This is a genomic window from uncultured Buchnera sp. (genome assembly GCF_913776765.1).
GTDB classification, from domain to species: Bacteria; Pseudomonadota; Gammaproteobacteria; order Enterobacterales; family Enterobacteriaceae; genus Buchnera; species Buchnera aphidicola_AO.
In genome coordinates this window covers 614,668-630,889 of record NZ_CAJYPO010000001.1, presented here as the reverse complement: position 1 = coordinate 630,889, position 16,222 = coordinate 614,668, and the positions used below count along the sequence as shown (strand labels likewise).

At 24.8% G+C, this 16,222-nt stretch carries 12 protein-coding genes and 1 other RNA gene; 8 read left to right on the top strand and 5 right to left on the bottom strand.

Annotated features, from left to right (window positions below):
• Nucleotides 1-187 precede the first annotated feature (187 nt).
• Nucleotides 188-3,091 carry a translocation/assembly module TamB gene (locus QZ401_RS03035; protein WP_295164821.1) on the top strand — a complete coding sequence of 968 codons (2,904 nt, stop codon included), beginning with the start codon at nt 188-190 and terminating at the stop codon, nt 3,089-3,091.
• 47 nt (nt 3,092-3,138) lie between these two features.
• Here QZ401_RS03035 and ppa read toward each other — a convergent pair whose 3' ends face one another.
• Nucleotides 3,139-3,678: an inorganic diphosphatase gene (gene ppa, locus QZ401_RS03030; protein WP_295164819.1), complete on the bottom strand. Its 540-nt coding sequence runs from the start codon at nt 3,676-3,678 to the stop codon at nt 3,139-3,141.
• Between the two features lie 183 nt (nt 3,679-3,861).
• Between ppa and pmbA the strand changes: the two genes are divergently transcribed.
• On the top strand, nt 3,862-5,205 hold the full coding sequence (pmbA, locus tag QZ401_RS03025) for a metalloprotease PmbA (protein ID WP_295164818.1): 1,344 nt from the start codon (nt 3,862-3,864) through the stop codon (nt 5,203-5,205).
• Nucleotides 5,206-5,270: 65 nt separating this feature from the next.
• On the opposite strand, the gene rnpB is transcribed toward pmbA, so the two are convergent.
• Together rnpB and rsmI are read right to left on the bottom strand one after the other, a co-directional pair.
• An RNA gene (gene rnpB / locus QZ401_RS03020) (RNase P RNA component class A) lies at nt 5,271-5,636 on the bottom strand.
• A gap of 35 nt (nt 5,637-5,671) precedes the next feature.
• A complete protein-coding gene (rsmI, locus tag QZ401_RS03015) occupies nt 5,672-6,529 on the bottom strand; it encodes a 16S rRNA (cytidine(1402)-2'-O)-methyltransferase (protein WP_295164817.1) in 858 nt (285 codons plus the stop codon).
• Between the two features lie 126 nt (nt 6,530-6,655).
• Here rsmI and QZ401_RS03010 point away from each other — a divergent pair, with 126 nt between their 5' ends.
• From QZ401_RS03010 to dapE, 4 genes are all read left to right on the top strand, one after another.
• Nucleotides 6,656-7,879 (top strand): beta-ketoacyl synthase N-terminal-like domain-containing protein, encoded by a 1,224-nt coding sequence (locus QZ401_RS03010; RefSeq protein WP_295164816.1) that lies wholly within the window; start codon nt 6,656-6,658, stop codon nt 7,877-7,879.
• Nucleotides 7,880-8,022: 143 nt separating this feature from the next.
• On the top strand, nt 8,023-8,973 hold the full coding sequence (gene tal / locus QZ401_RS03005; protein WP_295164815.1) for a transaldolase: 951 nt from the start codon (nt 8,023-8,025) through the stop codon (nt 8,971-8,973).
• 52 nt (nt 8,974-9,025) lie between these two features.
• Entirely contained in the window at nt 9,026-11,023 is a 1,998-nt protein-coding gene (gene tkt / locus QZ401_RS03000) for a transketolase (protein ID WP_295164813.1), read from the top strand.
• A gap of 89 nt (nt 11,024-11,112) precedes the next feature.
• Nucleotides 11,113-12,240: a succinyl-diaminopimelate desuccinylase gene (gene dapE, locus QZ401_RS02995; protein WP_295164811.1), complete on the top strand. Its 1,128-nt coding sequence runs from the start codon at nt 11,113-11,115 to the stop codon at nt 12,238-12,240.
• A 369-nt stretch (nt 12,241-12,609) separates the two neighbouring features.
• Here dapE and dapA read toward each other — a convergent pair whose 3' ends face one another.
• The gene (gene dapA, locus QZ401_RS02990) at nt 12,610-13,494 is read right to left on the bottom strand and encodes a 4-hydroxy-tetrahydrodipicolinate synthase (RefSeq protein WP_295164810.1); all 885 of its coding nucleotides are present in this window, start codon (nt 13,492-13,494) and stop codon (nt 12,610-12,612) included.
• 334 nt (nt 13,495-13,828) lie between these two features.
• On the opposite strand from dapA, the gene bcp reads away from it, so the two are divergent.
• Nucleotides 13,829-14,296 carry a thioredoxin-dependent thiol peroxidase gene (gene bcp, locus QZ401_RS02985; protein ID WP_295164809.1) on the top strand — a complete coding sequence of 156 codons (468 nt, stop codon included), beginning with the start codon at nt 13,829-13,831 and terminating at the stop codon, nt 14,294-14,296.
• 111 nt (nt 14,297-14,407) lie between these two features.
• Here the strand turns inward: bcp and aroC are convergent, their stop codons facing one another.
• The gene (gene aroC / locus QZ401_RS02980; protein ID WP_295164807.1) at nt 14,408-15,478 is read right to left on the bottom strand and encodes a chorismate synthase; all 1,071 of its coding nucleotides are present in this window, start codon (nt 15,476-15,478) and stop codon (nt 14,408-14,410) included.
• Nucleotides 15,479-15,666: 188 nt separating this feature from the next.
• Between aroC and smrB the strand changes: the two genes are divergently transcribed.
• Entirely contained in the window at nt 15,667-16,197 is a 531-nt protein-coding gene (smrB, locus tag QZ401_RS02975) for an endonuclease SmrB (RefSeq protein WP_295164806.1), read from the top strand.
• Nucleotides 16,198-16,222 lie beyond the last annotated feature (25 nt).

Below are 16,222 nucleotides of genomic sequence, written 5' to 3'. Positions count from 1 at the left end.
TTAAAATTAATTTACTTTTTTAAAATTTGTTTTTTTTATTAAATAATATACTAAAATAGCATAAATTACTATAATAGTTATTTTCTACGCACTTGATTTTTTTGAAAAAATAAGTAAATAAATTTTTAATGTCTAAAAAATGTTTTAATAAAAATATTAAGATTAATATTAAATTAGGATTTTTTATATGAATTTGTATCAGAGATATTTACCTAAATCTTTGATTTTTATTTTTAGTTTATTTTTTTTAATATTATTCTTTTTAGAAAGTAGTATAGGATTTAAATGGTTTTTTAATTTTACTAATTATTTTTTTATAGGATTGAAAACAGAAGAAATATCAGGAAATTGGCGTCATTTTACATTAAAAAAAATTAGTTTTAATATTTTAAGAGCATCTATTAAAGCTAATAGTATAACTATTGTAATAGATCCAATATCTTTTTTGAAATTTTCTACTGTTTTAAAAAAAATAGAAACAAAAAACTTGGTTATTTCTTTAAATAAAACTGAAAAAACAGTTTTAAAAAATAATTTTCTAAAAGAAAAAAAAATAAAAAATACTCTTTTTTTCAAACATCCTTTAATTTTAAAAAAAATATATTCTGATAGAATTTTATTAAAAACACAAAAAAAAAATATATTTTTATTTGGTATATTTAGTGGACTAAAATTAAGTAATAATAATTTAACTTTATTTCCTACTAAAATTAATTCAATTCACATTGATTTATCAACTAATAATATAAAAAATATTTCTGATAAAAAAAGTAATTTTTTTATTAGAAAAGATGTTTTTTATAGAAAAAAAATAAATAATTTTTTATCTTTTTTTTCAAATTTTAAAAATTTTTTTATCCCTATAGATATAAATGTAATAAATTTAAATTGTAATCAATTAAAATATTTTAATAAAAAAATTTTAGATATTTATAGAATGCAGGTAAGTGTTCAATTAAAAAAAAATATTTTAAAAATAAAAAATATCCAAATATATTCAAAATTTTTTAAAATAAAATCTCAGGGTAAAATTTTTTTTAGAAATCATTTTCCTGTTTTTTTTATAGTAAAAAATAAAATATCAACAAACGTTTACGATAATAAAGTTATAAATGTTTTATTTAAAGGTACTATTAGTGATAAATTTGTATTTAATTTAAAATCAACTGATTTATTTAAGTTTAACATCAATGGAAATATATTATTAGATGATTTAAATTATCCTATTGATATAAATTTACATTTTGATCATCTTTTTTTTACTATAAGTAAAGAATTAGTATTAAGTTCAAAAAATTTTAATCTTGTTTTAAAAGGAAAAATTAACAATTATCTTGTTTCATTAAAAAATATTGTTAATATTGCAGGTATACCATCTTTTTTCATCAATATTTCTGCTGTTGGTAATTTAAAAAACATTGTTTTAAAAAAAATTAATTTTTTTCCATTTTTTCAAAAAATTAAAAGTGAAAGATTTATAAAATTAAAAAAAGAAATAGATTACAATCGGTACATCTCTGAATTAGTAGGAAAAATAAGTATATTATGTGATTTAGATAAACAATCTAACAATATTTTTTTTCCTAATTTTCATTTTCAAGGAGATGTAATGAGAAAAAAAATATCTGTATTAGGTTCTTTATATTATCAAAAATTAAATGGTATAAAAATTCCTAGAATAAATTTTTTGTTGGGAAAAAATAAAGGATATATATCTGGTTCAATATCAAAAAAGATAAACATTCATTCATCGATTCATGCGTATAGTTTAAACTACTTTCTACCAAATTTAAAAGGTGCAATAAAAGCTACTTTAAATTTATATGGTTTATGTTCTGTTCCTTCTATTTCTAGTGTTATTTTAGGTGAAAAAATAAATTGGAAGAATATTATAAATTTAAATAGTATTAAAATACTGACTAATGCAAATTTTAAAAAAACCTTTTCAAAAAATTTTTATGCTGATATTAAAAAAATACGTTTTTCAAAATTTTATATTAATTCTTTGAATATTCAAGCTAATTGGAATAATATAAATCAACAATTTTCTTTAACATTAAAAAATAAAAAATTATTTATAAAATTGATTTTAAATGGCAATTTTGATAAAAAAGTAAGAATTTGGAAAGGTTTTCTAAAAAAAATAGATATTAAAACTCCTTGGGGTCAATGGATTATAAAAAATTGTCCTTTAATATCTTATTATACTAAAAATAGTATCAATTTTAACAATATCAAAAAAACAAAAAATTTTTTATATTCTGTTGTTCATAATATTCAAAATTCATTATTTAAATTAATTCATCAATCATCTATAAAGTTTCAAACCAATTTGTTTTTTAATACAAAATTTAAATGGAAATTTGGAGAAAATATTTCTAATTTAAAATTTTCTTTAAAAGGTAATAATATAAAATTAGAAAAAAAAATAAACGAAAGAATACTGATTGAAAAAATAAATTCTTTAAATTTACATGTTAATTTTAAAAAAAATAATTTTATGACAAAATGGATCATAAAAAAATCACAAAATTCATCAGAAATTAATGAAATATCTGGTTTTTTAAATATATATGATTTTTTTCATGAAAAAAAAATAGAGGGAAAAATTTTCTTATCTGATTTTTCTTGTTCTTTTTTAAATTTTTTTACAAACTTTTTTACAAACGTTCGAGGAAAACTTTCAGGAAATATAAATTTTTTAGGAACTATATATCAGCCTAAAATATCGGCTGATATTAATTTTAAAGATATTTATATTAAGAGTGATAATATATTTAAATATATACTTTTGTTTTTTTATTCTTTTCCGAAAAATATAGAAAATATTAAAATTAATCAAGAAATAATGATGAAAAAAGGAAATATATTGTTTACATTAAATTCTATTATTAAAAATAATGTCTCTAACTTCAAATGGAATGTTTTTTTTAATAGTAATAAAATAGAAATTGTGCTTTTTCCTAAAATAAAGTTAAATTTTTCTTCTAAATTAAATTTATATTATTTTTTATCTAAATATGACTTGATCGGATATTTAAAATTTTCTTTCTTTTCATTTAAAATTAATGAAAAAAACTTTTTATTTTGAAATAAAAAAACATTTCTTCTTTTAAAGAAGAAATAATATCTCTATTTTTATAGAGATTTGTTTTTCTTAACACGATTGTATGAATTGTGAATTTCTAACTTTGCTTCTTTATGATCACCCCATCCTATAATTTTTACCCATTTTTCTTTTTCTAATTTTTTATAATATTGGAAAAAATGTGAAATTTGTTTTTTTAATAATTCTGATATATCTGATATATCATTTATATTTTCATATTCTTTAGAAACCTTACTATTTGGTACTGCTATAATTTTTGCGTCATCTCCTGATTCATCTTGCATTTTTAATATTCCAACTGGTTTACAATTTATAACAACATTAGATTGAATTGGATATGGAGAAGGCACTAAAACATCTAATGGATCACCATCAAGTGATAAAGTTTCATTAATATATCCATAATTACATGGATAAAACATAGGTGTAGATATAAAACGGTCTACAAAAAGAATACCTGATTTTTTATCTACTTCGTATTTAATAGGAGAAGAATTTGATGGTATTTCAATTATAACATGTATATCGTTTGGTATGTTATTACCAGCTTTAATCGAATTGAAATTCATTGTTAATACATTCCTAATATTTTTTAAATTTTAAGTAAGATTAAATTCTATATGAAATTAAAGAAGAAAAATAATTAAATTTTATTAAAAAAGTAATTTGTTTTGGATAATCAGTATTTTTTTTATATAATTATCTTTATTAAAAATACTTTTATTAGTGAATATATGTTTAAGGAGTTATGAATGCAATTAGTAAATCAAATAGAAAAAGAAGAAAATTTACTTATAAACACAGTAAACAACACTCTTCGTCTAGCTCAAGAAAAAGTTAATTTTTCTATTGAAGTTTTTGTAAAAAAAACTATAGGTATAAGTGTTAATATAAGAAATAGTATTATTGAAAATGTAGAGTTTAACAGCGATGGTGCACTTTTTATTACAGTTTATAATAAGTTTTCTAAAGGTGTTGTATCATCTAAAGATTTTAGTATAAATGGTATAAAAAAAATGTTAGAAATTGCAATTAATATTTCTAAATATTCTTCTTCTGATTTTTTTTCAGGATTACCAGATGTAGAATTACTATGTTTTAAAGCGCCTGATCTTGACTTGTTTCATCCCTCTGAATTGAATATTAAAAATGCAATTAGTTTCGCTTCTATATCAGAAAAAGAAGCTTTTAAATACGATAAAAGGATCATCAATAGTGAAGGTAGTTTTTTTAGTAATCATATTACGATAAACGTTTTCGGTAATAGTTTAGGTATGTTAGAAAAATATAAGTCTACTCGTTATTCTAACTATGCTTGTATGATTGCAAAAGATAACAATATTATGCAAAGAGATTTTAGTTATTCTACTTCAAGAAAATTAGATGATTTAGAAAAACCAGATATATTAGGTCGCAAAACTGCTAAAAATGCTATATCTCGCTTAGGTTCTAAAAAAATAAATACTACAAGATGTCCAATTATTTTTTCAAAAGAAACATCTTCTATTTTTTTTTCTCATCTTATTTCAGCTATTAGTGGTGACAATGTTTATCGAAAATCAACTTTTTTACTTCATGATTTAAAAAAAAGGATTTTCCCCGAATGGTTGCATATTGAAGAAAATCCTCACATCAGAAAAGGATTAGGAAGTAAACCTTTTGATAGTGAAGGTGTATCAACAAATATTAAGAGTATTATTAAAAATGGAATTCTACAAACTTGGTTATTAAATACTTATAATGCTCGTAAATTGAATTTAACAAGTACTGGTCATTCTGGAGGTATTTCTAACTGGTTAGTTTCAAATAAAAATATATCTTTTAGAGAATTATTAAAAACTATGAAAACAGGTTTACTAGTAACAGAATTAATGGGACAAGGAGTTGATATTGTTAGTGGTAATTATTCACGCGGAGCGGTAGGTTTTTGGGTTGAAAATGGGATAATTAAATATCCAGTAAATGAAATCACTATATCTGGTAATTTAAAAAATATGTGGACTAATATTCTTAGTATTAGTAATGATATTAATATGTACAGTAATATTCAATGTGGTTCAGTATTACTGTCTGAAATTCAAATTTCAGGAAATTAATTTTTTTTTAGATAAAATTTTAAATAAAAAGGTAATAAACTTATTACCTTTTATGTTTTTTATTTTTAAGAAGTTGACCTATAAGCCGGGTTCTGTTTTAACAGTCATTCATCTAGATTAGTAATCACTTACTAATTCAAGCAGTCTACCCAGGTTTTTTTTAAGTACGAGCAATACAAATAACCTATATTTGACTTTGCTCCAGGTGGAGTTTACCTTGCCATAAATTGTCGCCAATTATGCGGTGCGCTCTTACCACACCTTTTCACCCTTTCCTTATTACTTAAAAAAAAGAAAACAAGGTGGTTTTTTTTCTGTTGCACTTGTCATAAGCTCACGCTTTCCAGGTGTTACCTGGCACCTTGCTCTATGGAGCCCGGACTTTCCTCTCTTTAGTTTAAAAACTAAACAGCGACTGTTTAGTCAACTTCAAAAAGATAAATTATATATCATTTTAATAAAAATGTCACTTATCTTCTTTTTTTGTTGCATATTGATATAAATTATTTTTTTTTATTTCATGTATTTTAGAAGTTATTAATACGGATTGTTTTAATGAAAGAAAATTTCTTAAAATTTTTAATGTATTTATCGCTTTTTCTGAAATATCTTTGTTTTTTAATTCTTTAAAACCATCTATAATAATTACTATTTCTCCTTTATTACAGCGATTTTTATCTTCTTTGATCCAAGATAGCATCTTGTTAGCTTTTGCACCATAAATATACTCCCATTTTTTTGTGATTTCTCTTGCAATTACTAAATATCTATTTTCATCAATTTTTTCTATAATGTCTTTTATACTTTGAATTATTCTATATTTCGATTCATAAAAAATTATTGTTCTTGTTTCTTTTTTTAAAGATTTTAGTAAATCGCATCTTACTTTTTTTTTAGAAGGAAGAAATCCTTCATAGCAAAAACGATTAGTGGATATTCCAGAGGCACTTAGTGCTGTAATAGCAGCACAAGGTCCTGGAAGGGGGATAATTTTAATATTTAAAGAACAACATTGTTTTACTAAAAGATATCCTGGATCATTAATTACTGGTGTTCCCGCATCAGATACTAATCCAACTTTTTTTCCTTCTTTTAATTTTTTAATTACATAATGACTTTGTTTTTTTTCATTGTTTTTATTTAAAGATATTAAAATATTTTTAACATTATAATGTTGTAGTAAAATATTAGTATGATAAATGTTTTCAGCAGCTATTAAATCGACATTTTTTAGTGTTTCTACAGCACGATAAGTAATGTCAGATAGATTGCCAATAGGTGTCGGAATAATATAAAGAATACCGGTAGTATTAAATAAGTTCACTTTTTCTCCCAAATATATATTTATAATAAAAAAAATTAATAATTTATTATATAAGCAATATAAGATTTAAATTTTTTTTTATATATAAATTTGATATTAAATAATAATAATTATAAGGTATTTTAAGTGAAACGAGTGGTGATTACAGGATTTGGTATTATTTCAAGTATTGGAAATAATAAAAAAGAAGTTTTAAACTCTTTATATAATGGCATTTCTGGAATTACATTTTCAGAAGAAATGAAAGAATCAGGTATGCGCAGTCAAGTTTGGGGAAATATAAAATTAGAAGATAAAAATTATTTAAGAAAAAATAAGACATTTCGTTTTATGAATGATGGATCTATTTATGCTTTTTTATCAATGGAGCAAGCAATTAAAGACGCCAATTTAAAAACTAAACAATATCAAAAAAATCCACGTATTGGACTTATTGCAGGCTCTGGAGGGGGTTTTCCAAAATACCACATAAAGGGTATAGATGCAATGCGAAGTAACAGAGGTTTAAATTCTGTTAGTCCTTACATTGCAATTAAAGCCATGAATTCTGGAATATCTGCTTGTTTGTCAACTTTGTTTAAAATATATGGAGTAAATTATTCTATAAGTTCAGCTTGTGCTACTTCCGGACATTGTATTGGTAATGCATTTGAATTAATTAAATTTGGCAAACAAGATCTTATTTTCGCAGGTGGTGGTGAAGAGGTAAGTTGGGAATTAGCATATGAATTTGATGCAATGAAAGCACTTTCTAGTAATTTTAATAATACACCTGTTAAATCATCACGCGTTTATGATATAAATCGTGATGGTTTTGTCATATCTGGTGGTGGAGGGATATTAGTTATTGAAGAATTAAATTATGCTTTATCTAGATCTGCTCATATTTATGCTGAAATTGTTGGATATGCTGCAACGTCTGATGGTGAAGATATGATTGTACCTTCAGGAGAAGGAGCTACACGTTGTATGAATTTAGCAAAAAAAGAAAATAAAGTATCATTTATTGATTATTTGAACGTTCATGGGACTTCTACTAAAGTTGGTGATTTAATTGAGTTAGAAGCAATTAACAAATCTTTTTTTTATGAAAAAAAACCTATAATTTCAGCAACAAAATCGATGACTGGTCATGCTTTAGGTGCATCTGGTGTACATGAAATTATTTATACATTATTAATGATGAAGTACAATTTCATAGCTCCTTCAATTAACATTGAAAGATTAGAATCTTCTGCTGAAAATATGAACATTGTACAAAAAACTTTTTATAAAAGAATAAAAACAGCGATGTCTAATAGTTTTGGCTTTGGTGGCACCAATGTTTCTTTAATATTACAAAAGTATTAGTTATTTTCATAAAAAAATATTTTTTGATGTTTTTAATTCACAGTATGTTTAATACCTTTTAACTAGAATATGTGTTTTACATATAATTTTAATTTCTAATTTATAAAATTAATGTTTAAATTTTTAAACATAAAGGATGGCAAATGAATCAATTAAATGCATTAAAAAAATTTACAACTATTGTCGCTGATACAAGTGATATAGAATCTATTTGTAAATATAAACCAGAAGATGCAACTACTAATCCATCTTTGATACTTAAAGCTGTTAGTTCAATTAATAATAAAAAATTTATTGATCAAGCAGTAGAATATGCTAGAAAAAAAGGTGGTTCTCACGATGATAAAATAGTAAATGCTAGCGATAAAATTTTAGTTGATCTTGGAATAGAAATTTTAAAATATATACCAGGTTACATTTCTAGTGAAGTTGATGCTCGTTTATCTTTTAATAAAGAACAATGTATTTTAAAAGCAAATAAAATCATTAATATGTATGAAGAAAAAGGTGTTTCTCGAAATAGAGTATTAATTAAATTAGCAGCTACGTGGGAATGTATAAAAGCAGCAGAAGAACTTAAAAAAAATAATATTTCTTGTAATTTAACTCTTTTGTTTTCTTTTGCTCAAGCTCGTGCTTGTGCAGAATCAAATGTATTTTTAATATCTCCTTTTGTTGGTCGAATTTATGATTGGTATGTATCTCAAAACTTAATATCAAAAGATTCTTTTAATCAGGATCCAGGTGTTTCATCTGTTTGTAAGATTTATGATTTTTATAAAAAATATAATTATAAAACTATAATTATGGGTGCAAGTTTTCGAAATATTGAACAAATCTTATCCCTTTCAGGATGTGATCGATTGACTATTTCACCTATGTTATTAAAACAGCTGCAATCTAGTAATAAAAAATTAAATAGAAAACTATCTCCTCCTACTGCATTTTTAAATCCTCCTGTTCCTCTTACTGAAGCAGAATTCAGATGGGAACATAATCAAGATGAAATGGCTGTTCAAAAATTATCAGAAGGTATACGAAATTTTGGAAAAGATCAATTATGTTTAGAAAAAATTTTTTCTAAATTAATATAAATTTTTAATAAAATATTATATTTTTTTTGGTTTTGAATTTGGAGAAACATGTATGTGTTTACAAAGAGAATTAGCAAATGCAATTCGTATGTTAAGTATAGATGCTGTTCAAAATGCAAAATCAGGTCATCCTGGAATGCCTATGGGAATGGCTGATATTGCAGAAGTTTTATGGAGAAAATTTTTAAAACATAGTCCAATGAATCCTAATTGGGATAATCGCGATCGTTTTATTCTTTCTAACGGACATGGTTCTATGTTGTTATATAGTTTGCTGCATCTTACAGGATATGATTTATCAATAGATGAACTCAAAAACTTTAGACAACTTCATTCAAAAACACCAGGACATCCTGAAACAGGTGAAACACCAGGTGTTGAAACAACTACTGGCCCTCTAGGACAAGGTTTAGCTAATGCAGTTGGAATGGCAATTGCAGAAAGAACATTGAGCTCTTACTTTAATAGACCAAGTTACAATATAGTAGATCACTACACTTGGGTTTTTGTAGGTGATGGTTGCTTAATGGAAGGTATTTCTCATGAAGTTTGTTCTTTAGCTGGAACATTAAAATTAGGAAAATTAATTGTTTTTTATGATAAAAATGGTATTTCAATAGATGGTAAAATTTCTAATTGGTTTACAGATAACACAGTTATGCGATTTAAATCGTATAATTGGCATGTTGTAGATAAAGTAGATGGTCATAATTCCAATTCTATTAAAAATAGTATTGAAGAAGCAAAATCAGTAAAAGATCGACCTTCGATTATTATTTGTAATACAATTATTGGTTTTGGTTCTCCTAATAAATCAGGTACAGCTGATTCTCATGGCGCTCCTCTTGGGGAATCTGAAATTTCCTTAACACGAAAAAATCTAAATTGGAAATATTTGCCTTTTGAAATACCTAATCACATTTATAATAAATGGAATTTTGTAAAACAAGGTTTAAAATTAGAGAAAAATTGGAATAAAACATTTCATTTATATAAATCTGAATATCCTGAACTTGCAGCAGAATATTTAAGACGTATTAAAAAACAATTACCTATAAAATGGTATAAAAAAACTAAAGATTATATTTTTAATTTACAAAAAAATTCTCAAAACATTGCAAGTCGTAAAGCTTCTCAAAACGCTATAGAAGAATTTGCAGCATTATTACCAGAATTAATAGGTGGATCTGCAGATTTGTCACCAAGTAACTTAACTATGTGGTCTAATTCCAGTTCACTAGCAGAAAATTTATCTGGAAATTATATTCATTATGGCGTTCGTGAATTTGGAATGACAGCTATTGCTAATGGAATTTCTCATCACGGAGGATTTATTCCATATACTTCGACATTTTTAATGTTTGTCGAATATGCGCGAAATGCAGTTCGTATGGCAGCTTTGATGAATACCAAACATATTTTCGTGTATACACATGATTCTATTGGATTAGGTGAAGATGGACCTACACATCAACCAGTAGAACAATTAGCAAATCTAAGAATGACACCAAATATAGATGTTTGGAGGCCTAGCGATCAAGTAGAAACGGCTGCAGCATGGAAATATGCAATTGAAGAAAAAAATGGTCCAACAGCACTTATTTTATCACGTCAAAATTTATCTCAATTTTCTAGAAATGATGAACAAATAAAAAATATTTTTTATGGAGCGTATATATTATACGATTCTAAAAAAGAAATTGATATCATTTTTATATCAACAGGTTCTGAATTACAAATAACTTTAACTGCTGCTAAAATAATTGCTTCTTTAGGTTATTCTGTACGTGTTGTTTCTATGCCTTCTAATAACGTTTTTGATAGACAAAATAGTGATTATAAAGAACTAGTACTACCATCTTATGTTACTAAAAGAATCGTAGTAGAAGCAAGTATAAAAGATTTTTGGTATAAATATGTAGGAACAGAAGGATTGATTATTGGAATGGAAACATTTGGAGAATCTGCTTCAGAAAAGGTTTTATTTAAAAAGTTTGGTTTTACTGTAGAAAACATAGTAAATAAATCTAAAATTCTATTAAAACATTAATTTTAAAAGTTTGACTAATATTTATAGGGGCTTTTTTTCTTAGCCCCATTTATTTTAATAAATATTAAAAAAATATAAATGAGGAAAAAATGGTTTGTTCAATTACTAAGTTAGCACAAAAGTTAATTTCTATTCCATCTATTAGTCCAAAGGATCTAGGTTGTCAGGAGATTATGATTAATTTTTTAGATAATCTTGGATTTAAAATAAAAGAAATTAATATAAATGATACAAAAAATTTTTGGGCTACTAAAGGATCTGGTAAAACTTTAACTTTTGCTGGTCATACAGATGTAGTATCACCAGGTGATTATAAAGATTGGAATGATGATCCGTTTAATCCAGTAATTAAAAATGGTTTATTATTTGGTCGAGGTTCATCAGATATGAAAGGTGCTTTAGCATGTATGATGATTGCATCTGAAAGATTTATAAAAAAAACTCCTAATTATAAAGGACGTTTATCTTTTTTAATTACTTCTGATGAAGAATCAATTGCAATTGATGGTACGAAAAAAGTTATAGATTATTTAATTTCTCAACAAGATACAATTGATTATTGTGTTATTGGAGAACCTGCTAGTAGTTCTAGAATTGGTGATTTTATAAAAAATGGACGAAGAGGATCGATAACAGCTGATTTAAAAATTCATGGAATTCAAGGTCATATTGCATATCCTCATCTAGCAGATAATCCAATACATAAAGGATTACCTATTGTTTTAAAAATATTATCTATGAAATTAGATAATGGAAATAAATTTTTTTCTCCTACTAGTGTAAACGTTGCCAACATTCATGCAGGAGAAGGGAGTAATAACATTATTCCAGGTTCTTTGTTTGTTCAATTTAACTTTCGTTTTAATACAGAAACTTCTGAAGAAGAGATTAAATCAAAATTTATACAAATACTAGATAATGATAATATTAATTATTCTTTAAATTGGTTTCTTTCAGGAAAGCCGTTTATCACAAAAAAAGGTTTATTAATCGATAATGTAATTGAATCTATTGAGAATTTTAATAAAATTAAACCTATTTTATCAACTGATGGGGGTACTTCAGATGGTCGTTTTATTGCTTTAATGAATTCTGAAATAATAGAGATAGGTTTAACGAATACTACTATTCATAAATCAAACGAATATGCAAGAATATCTGATCTTCAAAAATTAGCTATTATTTATGAAGATATTATGCATAGGTTATTAACTTAGTTATATATTATTTTCTTTATTAAAATAACGATGCAGAATATCATTTAAGATAATCTGCACCAATCTTTTTTAAATTCGCAATAACAAAAATTTTTTTATGTCATTTTAGCCTCATTATTTTATGAAGAGTACTTTTTTTATATAGGAGGAAAAATATCGTGATTTTTTTTATTTAAATCTTCTTGTGTATAAGGAATGTGATATTCTTGATTTTCAGAAGGAATATTAATTCCTTTAGGTGCAATTATTTTTTTCAATTGACTATTATTCTCATTCTTAAAAAGAATATCATTTTTTTTTAAGGTACAAGATGTTATTAAAGAAAAAATCGAAATTTGAAAAATAGTTATTATTATTTTAAAAAAAAATTTATATCTCTTGAAGGTTAGCATATTGCAGTGCTTTTTCAATTTGTATACGTGTAGAATTTAAAATTGGTGTCATTGGTAATCGTAGTGTATCATTTTTTATTAAACCCATTTTTTTAGCCAACCATTTTATTGGAATCGGATTGGGTTCTATAAATAAAGCTTCATGTAATAATGTCAAACGTTCATTTATAAATCTCGCATTTTTAAATTTACCTTCAAGTGCATATGAACATATCTGCGCCATTTCTTTTGCAGCAACATTTGCTGTTACTGATATTACTCCTTGACCACCTAATTGCATAAAATCTAAAGCTGTAGCATCATCACCACTAATTAATAAAAAATCATTTTTAACCAATTTTTTAATTTTGTGTATTCTTGACAAATCACCTGTTGCTTCTTTAATTCCAATGATATTTTTAAATTCCGATAATCTTGCTACAGTTGAAGGAAGTAAATCACAACCTGTTCGGCTAGGGACATTATATAAAATTTGTGGTAATTTTGTATTTTCTGAAATTGCTTTAAAATGCTGATATAATCCTTCTTGAGTTGGTTTGTTATAATATGGTGTAACAGTAAGACATGCTGAAATGCCTGATTTTTCAAATCTTTTTGTTAAAGATATTGCTTCTGTTGTGGCATTTGCACCTGTACCTGCAATAATAGGAATACGTTTATTTGCAAGTTTTAAAGTCAGCATAACTACTTCAATATGTTCTTCTTGACTAAGAGTTGCAGATTCTCCAGTAGTTCCAATGGAAACAATAGCTTTTGTTTTATTTAATACATGATAATCAATTAGCTTTTTTAAGCTAGAATGACAAATTTCACCTTCTTTATTCATCGGTGTAATTAATGCAACAATACTTCCTGTGAACATTGATTTTGTTCTCCTCCATAAAAAATACTTTATGGTATCTTTCATACAAATCTAGAATTAAATAAATAAAAATTATAAATTTAGTATCTATAAAAATTTATTTTTTTTGAATAAAAAACTTTAAAGTAATAAGATGTAATTTTCTTTATTTTAATAAAGTCTAAATTTTTATACAATTGCTACTATATTATTTTTTATCATAAATAGCAGGAATAATTATACATTCTAAAATGTATGTTTTAGATGTTTAATTTGTTTTTTTTTAAATTAATTTAATTCATAAAGTTTTTTACTAAAAAATGATGTTTTATGTAATTAAGGAATATATCACATAATGATTACACTTAAATCTGGAGATATTGCTCCAAAGTTTGCTCTTCCTAATCATAATAATAAATTAATAAATTTATCTGATTTTTTAGGAAAAAAAATATTACTTTATTTTTATCCAAAAGCTATGACTCCCGGTTGTATAGTACAAGCATGCCATATTAGAGATAATTTAGAGTTATTTAAAAGCAAGAAGGTAGAAGTTGTAGGTATTAGTCCTGATAAAACCAATAAATTATTAACTTTTATTGAAAAAAAAATGTTAAATTTTACTTTATTATCTGATGAACACAACATTATTAGCAAAAAATTCGGTGTATGGGGTGAAAAAAAATTTATGGGAAAAAAATATTTTGGAATTTATCGTACTAGTTTTTTAATTAATCCATATGGTATTATTGACAAAGTATTTTTTAAATTTAAGTGTAATGACCATCACAAAATTATATTAACATATTTAAATTCAAAATAAAGTAATTGATTTTTAGATAATTATATAACGTTATTAAATTTTTTATAAGTTGCTAAATACGCTACTAAATGTAGATAATTTAGTAGCAATTACATTCAAAATTTTTTTATTTTAAAAGTTATTTTTTTTACATTGTGCTCTAAATCTTAATAGATGATCTAATAATACTATTGCCACCATTGCTTCTGCTATTGGTACAGCACGTATTCCCACACATGGATCATGTCGACCTTTCACAGTTATTTTAACTTTTTCATTATTTTTATTTACTGTATTTCCTAATTTTCGAATACTTGAAGTAGGTTTGAATGCAACTTTTAAAAAAATATTTTCACCATTGCTAATTCCTCCTAAAATACCACCGCAATGGTTACTTTTAAATCCATTAGGAGTCATTTCATCTCGATTTTCACTACCTTTTTGATTAACTACTGAAAAACCATCTCCAATTTCTACTCCTTTTGCGGCATTGATACTCATCAAAGCATGAGCCAAATCTGCATCTAATCTATCGAAAACTGGTTCTCCAAAACCTATTGGTACATTTTCTGCTATAATTGTTATTTCTGCACCTATTGAATCACCTGTTTTTTTTAAATGTTTTATTAGTTTTTCTAATTGCATAATTTTATTTTTATTTGAACAAAAAAAAGGGTTTTTTTCCACTTCTTCCCATGATTCAAATGGACAATTTATATCTCCCATAGCTGATAAATATCCACGAACAATTATTCCATGTTGCGTTTTAAGATATTTTTTTGCAACGCTCCCTGCCGCAACTCGCATTGCAGTTTCACGAGCTGAAGATCTTCCACCACCGCGATAGTCTCTTATTCCATATTTTTTTTGATATGTGTAATCAGCATGTCCTGGTCTAAATAAATCTTTTATTTCACTATAGTCTTGTGAGCGTTGGTCTGTATTTTGAATAATTAGACCAATACTTGTTCCTGTGGTTATTCCGTTGAATACTCCTGAAAGTATTTGGACTTCATCTAATTCAGATCGTTGAGTAGTATAACGTGAAGCCCCAGGTCTTCTACGATTTAAATCATGTTGTAAATCATCTAAAGATAATTGTAAACCTGGAGGCATTCCGTCAATTATACATCCCAATGCTGTTCCATGTGATTCACCGAAAGTAGTTACACGAAAAATTTTTCCAATTGTATTTCCAGCCATTTTTTCTCTTATTCAATTTTTATTTAAATAATATAACTATACAGAAAAAAAATAAAAAAATAATTTTTTATTAAAAAAATATTTCGTGATGAATCTTTATTTGTTGTTTTTAGAAAAACTAAATTATATAATTAAAAAAATATTAAATAAAATATGTAAATTTATTAATTTTTTGGTAATACATAATTATGAATAAAAATCGACAATTTACTGTTAATAGCAATATTTTATTTCGTAAGTGGTTGAATGGTACCCGTGAAATAGTACAAGATACTATCTTTCATTCTCGATTACATAAGGTAAATCAAAATATCTGTTCTAAACGAATTTTTTTCGAACAAGATGTTCATAGTAATTATTTTTCTTTTTATAAAAAAAAAGATTATTTTAAAGAAAATCCTGTTTCTTATGTTCGAAATAAAGATTTAATTAATATTTTAAAAAAATTAAAAAAAGGAAAATATTCTCCAGATATTTTTCTTGACTTACATGGTTTAAATCAATATCAAGCAAGAAAGAAATTAGGTCAATTAATTGCAATTTGTCAAAAAGAAAAACTTTTTTGTGCTCATATTATGCATGGATATGGTAAAAACATTTTAAAACAGCAAATACCTTTTTGGTTGTCTCAACATCCTGATATAGTAGCGTTTCATCAAGCTCCCAAAATGTTTGGAAATGATGCAGCAATTATAGTTATAATTGAAATTCATTCTTAAATTAAAATAATTAATGTATTTAAAT

What these genes read in the sequence shown, in the direction of transcription:
- QZ401_RS03035 (WP_295164821.1), top strand. Translation starts at nt 188, where the DNA reads ATGAATTTGTATCAGAGATATTTACCTAAATCTTTGATTTTTATTTTT.
- ppa (WP_295164819.1), bottom strand. Translation starts at nt 3,678, where the DNA reads ATGAATTTCAATTCGATTAAAGCTGGTAATAACATACCAAACGATATA.
- pmbA (WP_295164818.1), top strand. Translation starts at nt 3,862, where the DNA reads ATGCAATTAGTAAATCAAATAGAAAAAGAAGAAAATTTACTTATAAAC.
- tal (WP_295164815.1), top strand. Translation starts at nt 8,023, where the DNA reads ATGAATCAATTAAATGCATTAAAAAAATTTACAACTATTGTCGCTGAT.
- tkt (WP_295164813.1), top strand. Translation starts at nt 9,026, where the DNA reads ATGTGTTTACAAAGAGAATTAGCAAATGCAATTCGTATGTTAAGTATA.
- dapE (WP_295164811.1), top strand. Translation starts at nt 11,113, where the DNA reads ATGGTTTGTTCAATTACTAAGTTAGCACAAAAGTTAATTTCTATTCCA.
- dapA (WP_295164810.1), bottom strand. Translation starts at nt 13,494, where the DNA reads ATGTTCACAGGAAGTATTGTTGCATTAATTACACCGATGAATAAAGAA.
- bcp (WP_295164809.1), top strand. Translation starts at nt 13,829, where the DNA reads ATGATTACACTTAAATCTGGAGATATTGCTCCAAAGTTTGCTCTTCCT.
- aroC (WP_295164807.1), bottom strand. Translation starts at nt 15,478, where the DNA reads ATGGCTGGAAATACAATTGGAAAAATTTTTCGTGTAACTACTTTCGGT.
- smrB (WP_295164806.1), top strand. Translation starts at nt 15,667, where the DNA reads ATGAATAAAAATCGACAATTTACTGTTAATAGCAATATTTTATTTCGT.